At 73.8% G+C, this 16,583-nt stretch carries 12 protein-coding genes, 1 tRNA gene and 1 pseudogene; 5 read left to right on the top strand and 9 right to left on the bottom strand.

Annotated elements, in window-relative coordinates:
* Window positions 1-268 precede the first annotated feature (268 nt).
* The 4 genes and pseudogenes from KJP73_RS14150 to KJP73_RS14165 all read right to left on the bottom strand — a co-directional run.
* Window positions 269-1,177, bottom strand: a pseudogene (locus tag KJP73_RS14150) (TatD family hydrolase); the annotation flags it as partial.
* Window positions 1,178-2,971, bottom strand: coding sequence for a methionine--tRNA ligase (gene metG / locus KJP73_RS14155; RefSeq protein WP_213283515.1), 1,794 nt, complete (start codon window positions 2,969-2,971; stop codon window positions 1,178-1,180).
* 20 nt (window positions 2,972-2,991) lie between these two features.
* Window positions 2,992-4,446, bottom strand: coding sequence for a D-serine/D-alanine/glycine transporter (gene cycA / locus KJP73_RS14160; protein WP_213283516.1), 1,455 nt, complete (start codon window positions 4,444-4,446; stop codon window positions 2,992-2,994).
* A gap of 145 nt (window positions 4,447-4,591) precedes the next feature.
* Complete coding sequence (locus KJP73_RS14165; protein WP_213283517.1) at window positions 4,592-6,400, bottom strand: ABC-F family ATP-binding cassette domain-containing protein; 1,809 nt, start codon at window positions 6,398-6,400, stop codon at window positions 4,592-4,594.
* 82 nt (window positions 6,401-6,482) lie between these two features.
* Here KJP73_RS14165 and KJP73_RS14170 point away from each other — a divergent pair, with 82 nt between their 5' ends.
* The 4 genes from KJP73_RS14170 to KJP73_RS14185 all read left to right on the top strand — a co-directional run bounded on the left by KJP73_RS14170 (window position 6,483) and on the right by KJP73_RS14185 (window position 10,776).
* Window positions 6,483-7,814, top strand: a complete 1,332-nt coding sequence (locus KJP73_RS14170; protein ID WP_249669401.1) for a sensor histidine kinase — start codon at window positions 6,483-6,485, stop codon at window positions 7,812-7,814.
* Window positions 7,811-8,548, top strand: coding sequence for a response regulator (locus KJP73_RS14175; RefSeq protein ID WP_213283519.1), 738 nt, complete (start codon window positions 7,811-7,813; stop codon window positions 8,546-8,548). The genes KJP73_RS14170 and KJP73_RS14175 overlap by 4 nt, the downstream gene beginning before the upstream one ends.
* A gap of 144 nt (window positions 8,549-8,692) precedes the next feature.
* Window positions 8,693-9,631, top strand: coding sequence for an ABC transporter ATP-binding protein (locus tag KJP73_RS14180; RefSeq protein WP_213283520.1), 939 nt, complete (start codon window positions 8,693-8,695; stop codon window positions 9,629-9,631).
* Complete coding sequence (locus tag KJP73_RS14185; protein WP_213283521.1) at window positions 9,628-10,776, top strand: ABC transporter permease; 1,149 nt, start codon at window positions 9,628-9,630, stop codon at window positions 10,774-10,776. The genes KJP73_RS14180 and KJP73_RS14185 overlap by 4 nt, the downstream gene beginning before the upstream one ends.
* A 55-nt stretch (window positions 10,777-10,831) precedes the next feature.
* On the opposite strand, the gene KJP73_RS14190 is transcribed toward KJP73_RS14185, so the two are convergent.
* Complete coding sequence (locus tag KJP73_RS14190; protein ID WP_213283522.1) at window positions 10,832-11,377, bottom strand: MarR family winged helix-turn-helix transcriptional regulator; 546 nt, start codon at window positions 11,375-11,377, stop codon at window positions 10,832-10,834.
* A gap of 71 nt (window positions 11,378-11,448) precedes the next feature.
* Window positions 11,449-12,108 (bottom strand): TetR/AcrR family transcriptional regulator, encoded by a 660-nt coding sequence (locus KJP73_RS14195; protein ID WP_213283535.1) that lies wholly within the window; start codon window positions 12,106-12,108, stop codon window positions 11,449-11,451.
* Between the two features lie 161 nt (window positions 12,109-12,269).
* Between KJP73_RS14195 and KJP73_RS14200 the strand changes: the two genes are divergently transcribed.
* Window positions 12,270-12,341: transfer RNA gene (locus KJP73_RS14200), tRNA-Gln, on the top strand.
* Between the two features lie 31 nt (window positions 12,342-12,372).
* Here the strand turns inward: KJP73_RS14200 and KJP73_RS14205 are convergent.
* The 3 genes from KJP73_RS14205 to KJP73_RS14215 are packed head-to-tail and all read right to left on the bottom strand — an operon-like array spanning window position 12,373 to window position 16,582.
* Window positions 12,373-13,776, bottom strand: coding sequence for an L-serine ammonia-lyase (locus KJP73_RS14205; protein WP_213283523.1), 1,404 nt, complete (start codon window positions 13,774-13,776; stop codon window positions 12,373-12,375).
* A 35-nt stretch (window positions 13,777-13,811) separates the two neighbouring features.
* Window positions 13,812-15,068 (bottom strand): M20 family metallopeptidase, encoded by a 1,257-nt coding sequence (locus tag KJP73_RS14210; RefSeq protein ID WP_213283524.1) that lies wholly within the window; start codon window positions 15,066-15,068, stop codon window positions 13,812-13,814.
* Complete coding sequence (locus tag KJP73_RS14215; protein ID WP_213283525.1) at window positions 15,065-16,582, bottom strand: MFS transporter; 1,518 nt, start codon at window positions 16,580-16,582, stop codon at window positions 15,065-15,067. The genes KJP73_RS14210 and KJP73_RS14215 overlap by 4 nt, the downstream gene beginning before the upstream one ends.
* Window position 16,583 lies beyond the last annotated feature (1 nt).

A 16,583-nucleotide genomic window follows, 5' to 3' on the forward strand; every position in this document is an offset into this window, starting at 1 on the left:
CGTGCATATGAGAAGCTACATCTTGCTGTACAGGCATACACAGCAGGATCGTGACCGACCAGCTACTAATAGTACGAGTCGAACAGTGTGTGATAGCTGGCTGAGCCGGTGTGGACGTACTTACTGTATGGTAGCGCCCTATTGAGTCTTTGCTTGTTTTAACTAGAACTGTGTGACCTAAGCAATCCTGCTTTTTTTTTTTTTTAATGATACGGCGACCACCGAGATCTACACCTAAGCCTTCGTCGGCAGCGTCAGAATGTGTATAAGAGACAGGGCGGACGGTGTGCGGCACCAGGTACGGGGCATTCGGGCGGCCGCGCAGGGGGTGCGCGGTCAGGTAGGGCGCGTCGGTCTCGACCAGCACGAGGTCCAGCGGCAGCACCCGCAGGGCGGCGCGCAGGTCGTCGTTGACCCCGTAGGTCACCGGCCCGGCGAACGACGCGAACCAGCCGTGCCGCGCGCACACCTCGGCGAGCGCGGGCCCGCCGGAGAAGCAGTGGAACACCGTGCGCTCCGGTGCGCCGTCGCGCAGCAGCACGTCGACCACGTCGTCGTGCGCGTCGCGGTCGTGGATCTGCAGGGCGAGCCCGAGCTCCTTGGCCAGGGCCACGTGCGCCCGGAACGCCTCCCGCTGCACCTCGCGACCCCGCGGCCCGGCCCGGAAGAAGTCGAGCCCCGTCTCGCCGATCGCCCGGACGCGGTCGTTGGCCCGGGCGACCTCCGTCACCCGGGACAGCGCCGCGTCCAGGTCGGCGTCGTGCCGCGCCTGCGGGTCGGGCTCCAGCCCGTCGGGTGCGACCTCGTGGACGCGGGCGTGCAGCACGGCCTCGTTCGGGTGGATCGCGACGGCGCCGAGCAGCGCCCGGCGCCCGGCCCGCAGGGGGACCGGGGCCGCGGCGCCCTCGACCCCGGCGTCGACCCGCAGCACGGCGTCCGTCCACGCGACGGCGTCCAGGTCGCAGCCGACCTGCACCATGCGCGGGACCCCGACGGCGGCCGCCCGGTCCAGGTGGTCGTCCAGCGTCGCGGGCGCCGGCTCGCCGTCCGCGTCCTCACCCGCGTCCGCCCGCACGGACAGCACGGACTCCAGGTGCGTGTGGTCGTCGACCACGGGAACCGGCAGCGGCTCGGGCGAGGGTGCCCAGCCCCGCGGCCGGTTGCGGGACCGCGCCACTCAGCCCTGCCGCAGGCGGTCGAGCTCCGCCTCGACCACGTCGTCGTCCAGCTTGGTGAAGACGGGCGTCGGCTTCTCGACCGGCGTGCCGGGGACGATCGCGCGCGGCCGCCACGCGGGGAGCGTCTCGCCGCGCCGGTAGTCGCCCGTGATGACCGGGTAGTGCCGCGCGCTGTCGTCCAGGTCGGTGACCTCGTCGATCCGGGGCAGCGGGGAGAACGTCCCGGTGCCGCCCAGGGCCTCGTGCACCTGCTGCGCCGAGTGCGGCAGGAACGGCGAGAGCATCGTGTTGCAGTCGCTCACGGCCTGCGCCGCGGTGTGCAGCACGGTGCCCAGGCGCACAGGGTCGGTCTTCAGCTTCCAGGGCTCGGTCTCGGAGATGTACCGGTTCGCCTCGCCGACCACCCGCATCGCCTCGGCGATCGCCGCGCGGTGCCGGTGGGTGCCGATGAGCTCCCCGACCCGCCCGAACGCGGTCGTCGTCTGCGCGAGCAGGGCCTCGTCGACACCGAGCCGCGGACCGGGCTCGGGGATCGCCCCGACGTTCTTGTGGATCATGCTCGCGGTGCGGTTGACCAGGTTGCCCCAGCCGGCGACGAGCTCGTCGTTGGTCCGGCGCTTGAAGTCGGCCCACGTGAAGTCGGCGTCCTGGGCCTCGGGCCCGGCCGTCGAGATGTAGTAGCGCAGCGCGTCCGGCTGGTACCGGCTCAGCATGTCCCGCACGTAGATGACCACGCCGCGGGAGGACGAGAACTGCTTGCCCTCCATCGTGAGGAACTCGGACGACACGACCTCGGTGGGCAGGTTCAGCCGCCCGTACGGGCCGGGCTCGCCGCCCTTCGACCCGCCGCCGGCGTAGCCGAGCAGCTCGGCCGGCCAGATCTGCGAGTGGAAGGTGATGTTGTCCTTGCCCATGAAGTAGTAGGACAGCGACTCCGGGTCGGTCCAGAACTGCCGCCACGCCTCGGGGTCGCCCGACCGGCGCGCCCACTCGATCGACGCGGACAGGTAGCCGATCACGGCGTCGAACCACACGTACAGCCGCTTGGACGGGTTGTCCTCCCAGCCCTCGAGCGGGACGGGGATGCCCCAGTCGATGTCGCGGGTCATCGCGCGCGGGCGCACGTCGTCCAGCAGGTTCAGCGAGAACTTCAGGACGTTCGGCCGCCACTCGGTGCGCGTCCGCAGCCAGTCGCCCAGCGCGTCGACGAACGCCGGCAGGTCCAGGAAGAAGTGGTTGGACTCCACGAACTTCGGGGTCTCGCCGTTGATCCGGCTGCGCGGGTTCTTGAGGTCGATCGCGTCGAGCTGGTTGCCGCAGTTGTCGCACTGGTCGCCGCGGGCGCCGTCGTAGCCGCAGATCGGGCAGGTGCCCTCGATGTACCGGTCGGGCAGGGTGCGGCCCGTCGACGGGCTGATCGCGCCCATGGTCGTCTTCTCGACCATGTACCCGTTCTTGTGCACCGTGCGGAACATCTCCTGCACCACGGCGTAGTGGTTGCGCGTGGTGGTGCGGGTGAACAGGTCGTAGGAGAGGCCGAGCTGCGTGAGGTCCTCGACGATGACGCGGTTGTACCGGTCGGCGAGCTCCTGCGGCGTGACGCCCTCCTGCTCGGCCTGCACGAGGATCGGCGTGCCGTGCTCGTCGGTGCCGGAGACCATGAGGACGTCGTGGCCCGCCATGCGCATGTAGCGGCTGAACACGTCGGAGGGGACGCCGAAGCCGGCGACGTGGCCGATGTGACGCGGGCCGTTGGCGTAGGGCCAGGCGACCGCGGACAGGATGCGGGACATGCGTCGATCCTAGTGAGGGCCTACGGGCGCCCGCGCAACCCGCCCACGTCCACGGGCTCGCGCGTCTCCGGTGCCTCGGCGCCGCCGGCCCCTGCCGCCCGACCGCCCGCCCCGCGACGGCGCAGCACCAGCCAGGCGACCGCGAGCAGCCCGAACCAGACCGGCGTGACGAGCAGCGCGCGCCGGGTGTCCGGCTCCAGGGCCAGCACCACGACCATCGACGCGAAGAACGTCAGCACCACGCCGCACATGACGCGCCCGCCCGGCATCCGGAACCGCGAGGCGGCGTGCCGCTCCGGGTGCTGCCGGCGGTAGGCCAGGTACGAGACGAGGATCATCGTCCAGACCGCGAGGTACAGCAGCGTGGCGACGCTCGTGACCAGCGTGAACGCCTCCATCACCGAGCTCCCTGCGTACAGCAGCGCGACGGCCGGGACCAGGCACGCGCACGAGAACACCAGCCCGCGCGCCGGCACGTGGTGCCGCGACAGCAGCCGGAACGACCGGGGAGCGACGCCGTCGTGCGCGAGGCCGTAGAGCATCCGGGAGGTCGAGAAGATCCCGCTGTTCGCGGACGACGCCGCCGACGTCAGCACCACCAGGTTGATGACGCCGGCTGCGGCGGGCAGGCCGACCAGGGCGAACATCTCGACGAACGGGCTCACGTCCGGGCTGATCCGGCTCCACGGCGTGACCGCCATGATCACGACCAGCGCGCCGATGTAGAACAGGCCGACCCGCACGGGGATCGCGTTGATCGCGCGGGGGAGGGTCTTCTCGGGGTCGTGCGTCTCGGCGGCGGCGGTGCCGACCAGCTCCATCCCGGCGAACCCGAAGATCGCGATCTGGAACCCCGCGAGGAACCCGGTGAACCCGTGCGGGAACAGCCCGCCGTCGGCGGAGAGGTTGCTCAGCGACGCCTGCACCCCGTCGGCCCCGCGGAACGCGGTGGCCACCAGGACGACGCCCGTGACGATCAGCGCGACGATCGCGACGATCTTGATGATCGCGAACCAGAACTCCAGCTCGCCGAACAGGCGCACCGCCACGAGGTTCAGCGTGAGCAGCAGCGCGACCAGCCCGAGCGCCGGGACCCACTGCGGCAGGTCGGGCGCGAAGTAGTCGACGTACCCGGCGACGGCCACGACGTCCGCGACGCCGGTGACGATCCACGAGAACCAGTACGTCCAGCCGGTGACGAAGCCCGCCCACGGCCCGAGCACGTCCGCCGCCATGTCCCGGAACGACTTGTAGTCGAGGTTCGACAGCAGCATCTCGCCCATGGCGCGCATGACGAAGAACAGCATGAAGCCGATCACCGCGTAGACGATCAGCACCGACGGCCCGGCCAGGGAGATCGTGCGGCCGGAGCCGAGGAACAGGCCCGTGCCGATGGCGCCGCCGATGGCGATCAGCTGGATGTGGCGGTTGGTCAGGCCCCGCTGGAGGCGGTCGTCGGGCGTGGTGTCGGGCACGGCGCAGTCCTGTCGCGAGGTGGTGGGACGACCGCAGACCGTACCCCCGGACGGGTGAACGCCGCGGCACTCGTCCGCCCGCTGCGACGCGCCTGCCCGGCTCGCCCGGACGAGCCGGGCGAATGCCGCACGGCGTCCGCCCAGGTCAGCCCTCGACGGCCTCCGCGAGCGCCATCCACCGCTCCTCGACCTCCGCGACCTCGGCCTCCCGGGCGTGCTTCTCCTCACCCAGGGCGGTGAGGCCGCCGTAGTCCGCGGGGTCGTGCTCGGCCATCTTCCGGTCGAGGACCTCGATCTGGCCGGTGAGCTTCGCGATGCGCCGCTCCAGGGCACCGAGCTCCTTCTTCGCGGCGCGCAGCTCGGCGCCGTCCAGGCCGGTCGACGGCCCGTCGGACGCCGCGCCGCCGGTCGCCTCCGTCGGGGCCCCGGTCGACACCGACGTCCCCGAGCGCTGGTGCTCCAGCAGCCGCAGGTACTCGTCGACGCCGCCGGGGACGTGCCGGAACCGGCCGTCGAGCACCGCGTACTGCTGGTCGGTGACGCGCTCCAGCAGGTACCGGTCGTGCGAGACGACCAGCAGCGTGCCCGGCCAGGTGTCGAGCAGGTCCTCCATCGCGGCGAGCATGTCGGTGTCGAGGTCGTTCGACGGCTCGTCCAGCACCAGCACGTTCGGCTCGTCGAGCAGGATCAGCAGGAGCTGCAGCCGGCGGCGCTGACCGCCCGAGAGGTCCTTCACGGGCGTCTGCAGCTGGGCGTTGGTGAACCCCAGGCGCTCGAGCAGCTGGCCGGGGGTCATCTCCTTGCCCCCCGCGACGTACGACGTCCGGTAGCGCGCGATGACCTCGTTGACCCGGTCGTCGGCGATGTCGCGCAGCTCGGCGAGCTCCTGGGTGAGGGTGGCCACCTTCACCGTCTTGCCGTGCTTGACCCGGCCGCTGGTCGGCTTCACGTCGCGCGTGACGAGGCCCAGCAGCGTCGACTTCCCGGCGCCGTTGACCCCGAGCACGCCCGTGCGCTCGCCCGGCGCGATCAGCCACGTCACCTGCTTGAGGACCTCGTGGTCGCCGTACGACACCGAGACGTCCTCGATGTCGACGACGTCCTTGCCGAGCCGGGCCGTCGCCATCCGGGACAGCTCGACGGCGTTGCGGACCGGCGGCTCGTCCTCGATCAGCTGGTTCGCGGCCTCGATGCGGAACTTCGGCTTGGACGTGCGGGCCGGCGCACCGCGGCGCAGCCAGGCGAGCTCCTTGCGCATGAGGTTCTGCCGCTTGGCCTCGCTGGCCGCCGCCATCCGGTCGCGCTCGACGCGCTGCAGGACGTAGGCGGCGTACCCGCCCTCGAACGGCTCGACGATCCCGTCGTGCACCTCCCACGTGGCGGTGCAGACCTCGTCGAGGAACCAGCGGTCGTGGGTGACGACCAGCAGGCCGCCGGCGTTCGCGGACCAGCGCCGCTTGAGGTGCCGCGCGAGCCAGGTGACCGCCTCGACGTCCAGGTGGTTGGTCGGCTCGTCGAGCATGAGCACGTCGTCGTCGCCGGCCAGCAGGGCGGCGAGGGCGACCCGGCGGCGCTGGCCGCCGGACAGGTCGGCGACGAGCTTGTCCCACGGCAGGTCGCCCACCAGCCCCGACACGACGTCGCGGATCCGCGGGTCGCCCGCCCACTCGTGCTCCACGCGGTCGCCGACCACCGCGGCGCCGACCGTCAGCGCGGGGTCCAGGGTGTCCGTCTGGTCCAGCACGCCGATCCGGACGCCGCCGCGCACGGTGACGCGGCCGGAGTCGGGCGTCAGGCGCCCCGCCAGCAGCGCCAGGAGCGAGGACTTGCCGTCGCCGTTGCGGCCCACGATGCCGACCCGGTCGCCCTCGTTGAGGCCCACGGTCACGGAGTCGAAGACGTTCTTGGTGGGAAAGGACAGGTGCAGCGATTCGCCGCCGAGCAGGTGGGCCATTCGGTCAAGACTAGGCGGCGGGCGAGGGTCGGGCGGGCGCCGGGCGGGCGTCGGGTGGCGCGGTGACCGCTACGGTGGCCCCGTGCTGCGCTCCGACGGCGACACCGCCGGCCCCGTCCCGTCCGTCGTCGAGGACCCGGACGCCCCGGGCTGGCACCGCCCGCCGCTGACCGACGACCAGCGCCGCTACGACGCGCTGCTGGCCGCCGGGCTGCTGATCGGCGCCGTGCTGAGCCTCGCGCTGGGGCAGACCGCCGGGATGTACGACGAGCCCGCGGAGGGCTGGGTCGGCGTCCTCATGCTGCTGGCGATCACCGCCCCGCTCGCGCTGCGCCGCCGCTGGCCGTCGGCGGTCGCGGTGGTGGTGGCCGTGGCGTTCATCGTCTCGGCCGAGCTCCAGGTCCCGGAGACGCTGTTCGCCAACATCGCCCTGTTCATGGCGCTGTACACGGTGGGCGCCTGGGAGCCGCGGCGCACGCGGGCCGCTTGGGTGCGGGCCGTCGTCGTCGTCGCGATGTTCGTGTGGCTGCTCATCGCCATGTTCGAGGCGGTGACCGACCCCGAGGGCATCGAGGGGTTCTCCAACGCCGGGGCGTTCTCCCCCCTGGTGGCGTACCTGCTGATCCAGCTGCTCACCAACGTCCTGTACTTCGCGGGGTCGTGGTGGTTCGGCGAGCACGCGTGGAACGCCGCCCGCGAGCGCGCCCGCACCGACTGGCGCGGCCGGCAGCTGGTCGGCGAGCGCCGCCGCGTGGAGGAGCAGGCCGTCGCGATCGAGCGCCTGCGCCTGGCGCGCGAGCTGCACGACGCGGTCGCGCACCACGTGTCGATGATGGGCGTGCAGGCCGCGGCGGCACGGGTCGTGCTCGGGTCGGACCCCGAGCGGGCGGCCGCGGCGCTGGAGCAGGTCGAGGACTCGGCGCGCGAGGCCGTCGACGAGCTGCACGGCCTGCTCAGCACCCTGCGGGAGTCCGGCACCGACGCCGAGACGTCCGCGGTCGGCTCGCTGAGCGTCGACCGGCTTCCGGAGCTCGTGCAGCAGGCGACCGACACCGGGCTCGCCGCGCGGTTCCAGGTGGTCGGCGAGCCGGTGCGGGTGCCGCCGCTGACCTCGCTCAACCTGTACCGGATCTGCCAGGAGGCCCTGACGAACGTGCGCAAGCACGCGGGAGCGGGGGCCCGGGTGGACGTCCGGCTGCGGTACGACACGGACGCGGTGGAGCTGGAGATCGCGGACGACGGCACCGGGGGGCGGCGGTCCGGGCGGACGACGTCCGGCGGCCTGGGCCTGGTGGGCATGCGGGAGCGGGTCGCCGCCGACGGCGGCACGCTCGAGACCGGCGCGCGCGGGCGCGGCGGGTACCTGGTGCGGGCGCGGGTGCCGCTCGCACCCCGGACGGGAGGGGCACGATGACCACGCAGGCCGACGGCACGGAGGTGGCCTTCGGGCCCGGCCGGCCGGTACGCGTGCTGCTCGCCGACGACCAGGCGCTGCTGCGCGCCGGGCTCGCGACGATCCTCGGCGCGGCGCCCGACCTGGAGGTGGTCGGGCAGGCCGGCACCGGTCGCGAGGCGGTGGAGCTCGCGCGCTCCCTGCAGCCCGACGTCGTGTGCATGGACGTGCAGATGCCGGAGATGGACGGCCTGGAGGCGACCCGCCGGATCGTCGCCGACCCGGACGTGTCCGCCGCGGTGCTCGTGCTCACCACGTTCAACCGCGACGACTACCTGCTGGAGTCGCTGCAGGCCGGCGCCGCCGGGTTCCTGCTGAAGAACTCCCGGCCCGAGCAGCTCGCCGACGCCGTGCGGGCCGTCGCGGCCGGGGACGCGCTGCTGTCGCCCGAGGTGACCCGGGCCGTGATCGCGCGGGCCATGGCCGCCGGCTCCGCCCCGGGGCGGAGCGGGGTGCCGACGCCGGGCGGCCCGGTCGCGGGCTCGTCCGCCGGCTCCTCCGCCGGGCTGACGGAGCGCGAGCTCGAGGTGCTGCGCCTGGTCGCGCGCGGGCTGAGCAACGACGAGATCGCCGCGGAGCTCGTCCTGGGCCGCGCGACCGTCAAGACGCACGTGTCGAACGTCCTGACCAAGCTCGGCCTGCGGGACCGGGTGCAGGCCGTCGTCTTCGCGTTCGAGAACGGCCTGACGGACTGACGCCCCGTCGCGCCTCCGCCCCGAGGGGGAGGCCGGCAGTCCCGTGAAGTTCCGCCCGGCGGCCGAGGTGCCGGGCGGGGCGCGGCTCCTAGCGTGGACCTCGGCGGACGGACCGGTCCGCCAGGGGCAGACACGGGAGACGACATGCTGCAGCTCGACGGGATCCACCGGTCCTTCGGGGACCGGCTGGTGCTCGACGACGTCGGGTTCACGGTGGAGCGGGGCAAGCTCACCGGGTTCGTCGGCGGCAACGGGGCCGGCAAGACCACCACGATGCGGATCGTGCTCGGCGTGCTCACGCCGGACTCCGGCACGATCACGCTCGACGGCAGCCCGCTCGGCGACGACCGGCGCCGCGCGTTCGGCTACATGCCGGAGGAGCGCGGGCTCTACCCGAAGATGAAGGTGCTGGAGCAGATCGCGTACCTCGCGCGGCTGCACGGCTACGACCGGCGCACCGCCACCGAGCGGGCCCGCGAGCTGCTCGTGAAGCTGGGCCTCGAGGAGCGGCTGGACGACCCGGTCGACGACCTCTCGCTCGGCAACCAGCAGCGCGCGCAGATCGCCGCCGCCCTGGTGCACGAGCCCGAGGTCCTGATCCTCGACGAGCCGTTCTCCGGCCTGGACCCGATGGCGGTCGAGGTGGTGCTCGGCGTGCTGTCCGAGCACGCGGCCCGCGGGGTGCCGGTGCTGTTCTCCTCCCACCAGCTCGACGTGGTCGAGCGGCTGTGCGACGACGTCGTCGTCATCGCCGGCGGGAAGATCCGCGCGGCGGGGGAGAAGGAGGCGCTGCGGCAGCGGTACGCCGAGCCGCGCTACGAGATCACGTCCGGCGGCGACATGGGCTGGCTCCGCACCGAGCCCGGCGTGCAGGTCGTCGAGTTCGACGGCGGCTACGCCCTGTTCGACGCGGACGAGGCCACCGCCCAGCGGGTGCTGCGTGCCGCGCTCGACGCCGCCCCGGTCAGCCAGTTCGCGCCCGTCAGGCCGCGGCTCGCGGAGATCTTCCGCGACATCGTCCGCGACGAGCAGCGCCACGACGAGGAGACCGCGACCGCGCGGACGAAGGAGACGGTCCGATGAGCACCCCGACCCCCACGCCCACCCCCGGGTCGGACCGCCCGCGGCCGGCCACGCCCAGCGCCGTGCAGAGCACCCTCATGGTCGCCGAGCGCGAGATCATGTCGCAGGTCCGCACCAAGTCGTTCCTCATCTCGACCGCCGTGCTGCTCGTGCTCGTCCTCGGCGGGATCGTCCTGTCCTCCCTGCTGGGGGACAAGATCGGCGGCGGTGACACCAAGGTCGCGGTCGTCCCCGAGACGTCCTCGGTGATCGCGGACGTCGACGGCCTGGAGGCGGTCGACGCCGCGGACGCCGACGAGGCCCGCGCGCTGGTGGAGTCCGAGGAGGTCTCCGCCGCGGTGCTCCCCGACGAGGACCCGGACAACGAGCTCGGCGTCGTGGTCGTCGGCCTGGACTCCGCGCCCGACGGCGTGCTGGCCGCGCTCGCGGTCACGCCGCCGGTCGAGCTGCTCGACGAGTCCGCCACCTCCGACGGCCTGCGGTACCTCGTGTCGCTGCTGTTCGGGCTGGTGTTCCTCATGGCGGCGTCGTCGTTCGGCGGCACCATCGCGCAGAACACCGTGCAGGAGAAGCAGTCCCGGATCGTCGAGATCCTGCTGTCGACCGTCCCGCCGCGGGCGCTGCTCGGCGGCAAGATCCTGGGCAACACGGCGCTCGCGGTCGGCCAGATCGCCGCGATCGGCGCGGTGGCGGTCATCGGCCTGGTCGTGACCGGTCAGGACCAGGTCCTCGGGATGATCGGCGCGCCGGTGGCGTGGTTCGTGCTGTTCTTCCTGGTCGGGTTCGTGCTGCTCGCCGCGCTGTTCGCGTCCGCCGCGTCGCTCGTGTCCCGCATCGAGGACACCGGCTCCGTGCTGACGCCGGTGATCATGCTCGTGATGATCCCGTACTTCGGCGTCATCCTGTTCAACGACAACGACACCGTGCTGACCGTCATGTCGTATGTGCCGTTCAGCGCCGCGGTCGGCATGCCGGTGCGGCTGTTCCTCGGGCAGGCCGCGTGGTGGGAGCCGCTGCTGTCGCTGGCGATCCTGGCGGTGTCCGCCGTGGTCGTCACCGCGATCGGCGCCCGGATCTACTCCCGCTCCGTGCTCCGGACCGGGCGCCGGGTCAAGCTGTCGGAGGCCCTGGCCAAGGCTGCCTGACACCCGCGGACGGCGCGCGCGGCACTCAGGGGGGTGCCGCGCGCGTCCGTGCGTCTCAGGGGGTGTCGAACGGGGCGACCAGCGTGCGGAGCAGGTCCGCGAGGCGGTCGCGGTCGTCGGCGCCCAGGCCGTCCAGCAGCCCCCGCTCGACGTCGAGCAGCGTCGACATGGCCGCGTCCACCCGGGCGCGGCCCTCGTCCGTGAGCCGCACGAGCACGCCCCGCCGGTCGTCGGGGGAGGGCAGCCGCTCGACCAGCGCCCGGGAGGCGAGCCGGTCGATGCGGTTCGTCATCGTGCCGCTGGTGACCAGCGTCTGGGTGAGGAGCGCTCCCGGGGACATCCGGTACGGCGCCCCCGCGCGGCGCAGCGCCGACAGCACGTCGAACTCCCACGGCTCCAGCCCGTGCCGCGCGAACGCCTGCCGCCGCGCGAGGTCCAGGTGCCGGGACAGCCGGGTCACGCGCGACAGCACCGACAGCGGCGCGACGTCCAGGTCGGGGCGCTCGCGGGCCCACGCCTCGACGATGCGGTCGACCTCGTCCCGGGGCTCGGCCGCGCCGTGCCCGAGCGGGTCCCGCGCTGGGGGAACGGCAGCCGACATGCGGGCGAGGCTACTCGACCGGCTGCCCGGCACCGGTGAGGTGGCCGGGCGGAGCGCGCTGGTCGGGCGCCTCACGGCTCCGTCGGCGCCGGCTCGTCCGCCTTCTTCGTGGTGCGCGTCCGGCGCCGGGGCTCGGACTCGCTCGTGAGCCGGGGCCGGCGCTCCAGCCCGGACAGCCCGTTCCAGGCGAGGTTCACCAGCGCCGCGGCCACGTCCGCCTTCTTCGGGCTGCGGGCGTCCAGCCAGTGCTGCCCGGTGAGCGCGACCATCCCGACGAGCATCTGCGCGTAGATCGGCGCGGTCCGCGGGTCCAGGCCCTGCCGGGTGAACTGGTCCGCGAGCAGGTGCTCGACCTGGGTCGCCACGTCCCCGATCAGGCTGGAGAACGTGCCGGTCGCCTGCGCCACCGGGGAGTCCCGCACCAGGATGCGGAAGCCGTCCTCGTTGTCCTCGATGTAGTCCAGCAGCGCCAGCGCCGACCGCTCGACCATCACCTTCGGGTGGCCGCCCTCGTCGAGCGCCCCGGTCAGGGCCGTCGTCAGCGCCTGGATCTCCCGGTCCACGACGACGGCGTACATGCCCTCCTTGCCGCCGAAGTGCTCGTACACGACAGGCTTGGACACCTCGGCGCGCGCCGCGATCTCCTCGACGGACGTGCCGTCGAAGCCCTTCTCGGCGAAGAGCTGGCGGCTGACCTGCAGCAGCTGCTCGCGCCGCTGCGTCGCGGTCATGCGGGCGCGGGGCACCCGCGGGGCGCGCCGAGGCTCGGACGTCATCGGGCCATCCTCTCAGGTGGCGCACATGAGGCGATGGTCCTGCTCAGCCCTGCGCGCCCGCGGCTGGCAGACTGACGCCCGACGCGGGACCGGCCGAGGCGGCGGGTCGTCCGCGGTCCGCCCTGGTGTAACGGCAGCACGCAGGCCTTTGGTGCCTCGAGGTCCGGGTTCGAATCCTGGGGGCGGAGCGGCGCACCGAGCGCGTCGGCCGCCTCCCGGTCAGCACTCGACGACGTTGACCGCGAGCCCGCCGCGGCTGGTCTCCTTGTATTTGTCGCTCATGTCGGCGCCGGTCTGCCGCATCGTCTCGACGACCGCGTCCAGCGACACGATGTGCGAGCCGTCGCCGTGCAGCGCGAGCCGCGCCGCGGTGACCGCAGTGGTCGCGGCGATCGCGTTGCGCTCGATGCAGGGGACCTGCACGAGGCCCGCGATCGGGTCGCAGGTGAGGCCCAGGTGGTGCTCCATCGCGATCTCGGCGGCGTTCTCGACCTGCTGGGGCGTCCCGCCGAGCACCGCGCACAGCCCGGCGGCGGCCATCGCGCACGCCGACCCGACCTCCGCCTGGCAGCCGCCCTCGGCTCCGGAGATCGACGCGTTGGCCTTGATCAGCGACCCGATCGCGGCCGCGGTGAGCAGGAACCGGTGCACGCCGTCGGTCGAGGCCGACGGCTCCGTCCGCCAGTAGTGGTGCAGGACGGCGGGCAGGATCCCGGCGGCGCCGTTGGTCGGCGCCGTGACGACCCGGCCGCCGGCCGCGTTCTCCTCGTTGACCGCCAGCGCGTACACCTGGAGCCACTCGGCCTGCACGTGGCGGCCCTCCGCCTCGGCGGCCTCGAGGCTCGCGCGCATCGCGGCGGCGCGGCGCCGGACGCGCAGGCCCCCGGGTAGCGTGCCCTCCGTCGCCGTCCCGGCCTCGACGCACGCCTGCATCGCGGCCCACACGGCGTCCAGCCCGGCACGCACGTCGGCGGGGTCGCGGCGCGCGGTCTCGTTGGCCCACGCGACGTCGGCGACCGTCCGGCCGTCGCGGCACAGGGCCAGCAGCTCGGCGCCGGAGCGGAACGACGCCCCGTTCGTGCCGCGCGCCGAACCGCCCGCCGCGCCGTCCGCCGAACCGCCCGCGGGACCGCCGTCGGGCGCCGGCGGCTCGTCGCCGAGGCACCGGATGAACCCGCCGCCGATGGACTCGTACGTCCTCTCCAGCGCGGGCTCGTCCGCCCCGTCCGCCCAGGCGCGCAGCACCAGGGTGTTCGGGTGCCCCGGCCGCCGGACGCGCGGCTCCAGCACGACGTCGGCGCTGTCGAACGGCACGGGCAGCACGCCGCCGAGCAGCAGCGGCTCGCCGGCGGCGTGGCCGGACCAGGCGCCGCGCACGGCGGCGGGGTCGCACGTCTCCGGCGCGAGCCCGGTCAGCCCGGCGACGAGCGCGTCGGGCGTGCCGTGGCCGAGGCCGGTGGCGGCGAGCGAGCCGTACAGCACCGCCTCGACCCGCGTCACCCGGCCCGGCAGCGCGGCGAGCGCCCGCCGCGCGAAGTCGGCACCCGCCCGCATCGGGCCGACGGTGTGCGACGAGGACGGGCCGATCCCGATGGAGAACAGCTCGAGCGCGGAGACGTACACGCCGACATCCTCGCGCGTGGCGACGCCTGCTGCCGTCACTCGTCCCCCTGCGGGGTGGTCGTGGCGCCGGCCGGCCGCGCGGCCTGCCGGGCGAGCAGGTCCGCACGGGCCTCCGGCGTGAGCGCGGCCGCGCACGCCGCCCACGCGAGCGCCGTCGCGGCGTCGAGGACCGCCGCGTCGGCGGCCGGGGACACCGCGTCGGCGGCGAACCCGACGGTGTGCGGCGCCGCGGTCGACCCGTGCACGGCGATCGCCGGGTGGATGGACGGGACGACCTGCGAGACGTTGCCCATGTCCGTGGAGCCGCCGGCGGCGCCGGTGAAGGTGACGGTCGGGCGCCCGAGGTCCGCGAGCGCGGCGTTCCACGCCTGCGCCAGGAACGGGTCCTGGCGGAGCGGGTCGTACCGCGGCTCGGTGCGCCGCTGCTCCCAGGTGCAGCCCGACGCGACGGCGCCGGCCTCGAAGCACGCGAGCACGCGGCGCTTGGCGTCGCGCAGCTCGTCCAGGTCGAACGAGCGGACCTCGGCCTGCAGGACGGTGCGCGCCGGGATGATGTTGGTGACCTCGCCGCCGGAGGTCAGGACCGCGGCCGTCCGGACCGTCCCGGGCAGCTGCTGCCGCAGCAGCCCGATGGACGTCAGCGCGATCGTCGCCGCGTCCAGCGCGTTGATCCCCGCCTGGGGCGCCGCCGCCGCGTGCGCGGCCCGCCCCGTGTAGACGACCTCGAACCGGTCGACCGCCTGCGACGTGAAGTCGTCGCAGCGGAGGTCGACGCCGGGGGAGCCGTGCACCATCAGCGACAGCGTCACGTCCTCCCAGGCGCCGGCCTCCAGCATGAGGACCTTCCCGCCGCCGTGCTCCTCCGCGGGCGTGCCGAGCAGCTTCACGGTGATCCCGGCCTCGTCGGCGACCGACGCCAGCGCGACCGCCGCGCCCAGCCCCGCCGCCGCGATGATGTTGTGCCCGCACGCGTGCCCGAGGCCCGGCAGGGCGTCGTACTCCGCGCAGACCGCGACCACGAGCTCCCCGGAACCCGCCGTCGCCTCGATCGCCGTGTCCAGCCCGAACGCCCCGACCGTGACGTCGAACCCGGCGTCGCGCAGCGCACCGGCCAGGAGCTCCGCCGCGCGGTGCTCGGCGAACGCGAGCTCCGGGTGCGCGTGAATCTCGTGGCTGATCGCGAGCAGCCGGTTCTCCCAGTGGCGCACGACCTCGGCGGTGCGGCGCCGGGCCTCCGCGGCGTCGAGGAGGACGGTGCCGACGGCGGCGTCGGTGGTGTGGGTGACGGTCATGCGTGCTCTCCTGCGGGGACGGCCTGGACGGCGGGGACGGTGGCGGCGGGGGCGATCTCGACGGCGGCGGGCTCGGCGGGTGCCGCAGCGGGTGCCGGGGAGCGGAGGAACCGCGCCAGGACGGTGATCGCGACGCCGATGGCGGCGCACACGCCCCAGACGGCGACGTACCCGGTGAACGAGGTGGTCGTGACCGCCGCGTCGCCCGAGCCGAAGGTGGCGACGAAGCTCGCCATCAGCAGCGCGAAGACGGCGCCGGCGACGGCACCGGCGGCGGTGCGCGACGTGTTGTACAGCGCCGACGCGATGCCCACCGAGTCGGCGGGGGCCCGGTTGACCACGATGGTCGGCAGCACGGAGATCAGCACGCCGTTGCCCAGGCCGCCGACCACCATGGCCGCGAAGACGAGCGGGGCCGAGCCGGAGCCGAGCAGGAACCCCGCGTAGCTGACGGCCAGCAGCACGCCGCCGAGCGCCACCGCGCCCGGGACGCCGACCCGGGTCGCGAGGCGGTCACCGACGCTGGCCGCGACGAACGCCGCGAGCGCCACGACGAGCGAGACGACTCCGACCGCCGCGGAGGTGAGCCCGAGCCCGAACCCGACGACGTCGGGGTCGCTGAGGATGAACACGGTGGATGCGGTCTGGCTGCCGAACAGCTGGGCCCCGAACAGGAACGCGATCACGATCGGCAGGCCGATGCCCCCGCGGACCAGCAGCGTCACGTCGATCAGCGGGTGGGCGACCCGGCGCTCGACGGCCACCCAGGCGACCAGCAGGGCGATCCCGCCGAGGACGGCGACCGCGGTGACCGGGCTGGTCCAGCCCCAGGCCGGGGCGTTCGAGATGCCGCCGAGCACCGCGAGCAGGCCGACGCCGAGCAGGGCCGCGCCGAGCCAGTCGGTGGTGCCGCTGGCGCGGACCCGTGACTCCGGGACCAGGAACGCGACGACCGGCACGCAGAGCAGCAGGAACACGGCCGGCACCCACAGGACGGCGCGCAGGTCGCCGACGGCGGTGTACAGCATGCCGGCGCCCAACGAGCCGATCGCCGCCCCGAAGGTCAGGGCGCCGACCAGCTTGCCGATGGACCGCCCGGCGGACTTCGGGTCCCGGTCCCGCACGATGGCGAACTCCAGCGGCAGGAACGCCGCCAGCGGCGCCTGCAGCGCGCGGCCGAGCAGCAGCACCCCGAAGCTGGGGGCCAGCGCGACGACGACCGAGCCGACCGCGACCAGCGCCGCGGCGATCGTGAGCATCCGCTTGTGCCCGTACCGGTCGCCGAGCTTCGCGATGATCGGGACGCAGACGACGGTGGCGAGCATGTACGCCGCGCTCACCCAGTTCAGCGTCGCGGCGGTCACGCCGAACTCCGTGCCGATCGCGGACAGCAGCACCGGGTACCAGCCCTGGAGCATGCCGGAGCCGAGCTCCATGACGACGAGGAAGCCGACGACGCCGCGGAGCGCGGTGCGGGCCGGCGCGGTGGTGCCGGGCGGAGCGGAGGCGGTCATG

The sequence above is a fragment of the Cellulomonas hominis genome (assembly GCF_901521055.1).
Lineage (GTDB): Bacteria > Actinomycetota > Actinomycetes > Actinomycetales > Cellulomonadaceae > Cellulomonas > Cellulomonas endometrii.

Coding starts and splice junctions, on each gene's coding strand:
- metG (WP_213283515.1), bottom strand. CDS start 2,971: ATGTCCCGCATCCTGTCCGCGGTCGCCTGGCCCTACGCCAACGGCCCG.
- KJP73_RS14165 (WP_213283517.1), bottom strand. CDS start 6,400: ATGGCCCACCTGCTCGGCGGCGAATCGCTGCACCTGTCCTTTCCCACC.
- KJP73_RS14175 (WP_213283519.1), top strand. CDS start 7,811: ATGACCACGCAGGCCGACGGCACGGAGGTGGCCTTCGGGCCCGGCCGG.
- KJP73_RS14180 (WP_213283520.1), top strand. CDS start 8,693: ATGCTGCAGCTCGACGGGATCCACCGGTCCTTCGGGGACCGGCTGGTG.
- KJP73_RS14185 (WP_213283521.1), top strand. CDS start 9,628: ATGAGCACCCCGACCCCCACGCCCACCCCCGGGTCGGACCGCCCGCGG.
- KJP73_RS14190 (WP_213283522.1), bottom strand. CDS start 11,377: ATGTCGGCTGCCGTTCCCCCAGCGCGGGACCCGCTCGGGCACGGCGCG.
- KJP73_RS14195 (WP_213283535.1), bottom strand. CDS start 12,108: ATGACCGCGACGCAGCGGCGCGAGCAGCTGCTGCAGGTCAGCCGCCAG.
- KJP73_RS14210 (WP_213283524.1), bottom strand. CDS start 15,068: ATGACCGTCACCCACACCACCGACGCCGCCGTCGGCACCGTCCTCCTC.
- KJP73_RS14215 (WP_213283525.1), bottom strand. CDS start 16,582: ATGACCGCCTCCGCTCCGCCCGGCACCACCGCGCCGGCCCGCACCGCG.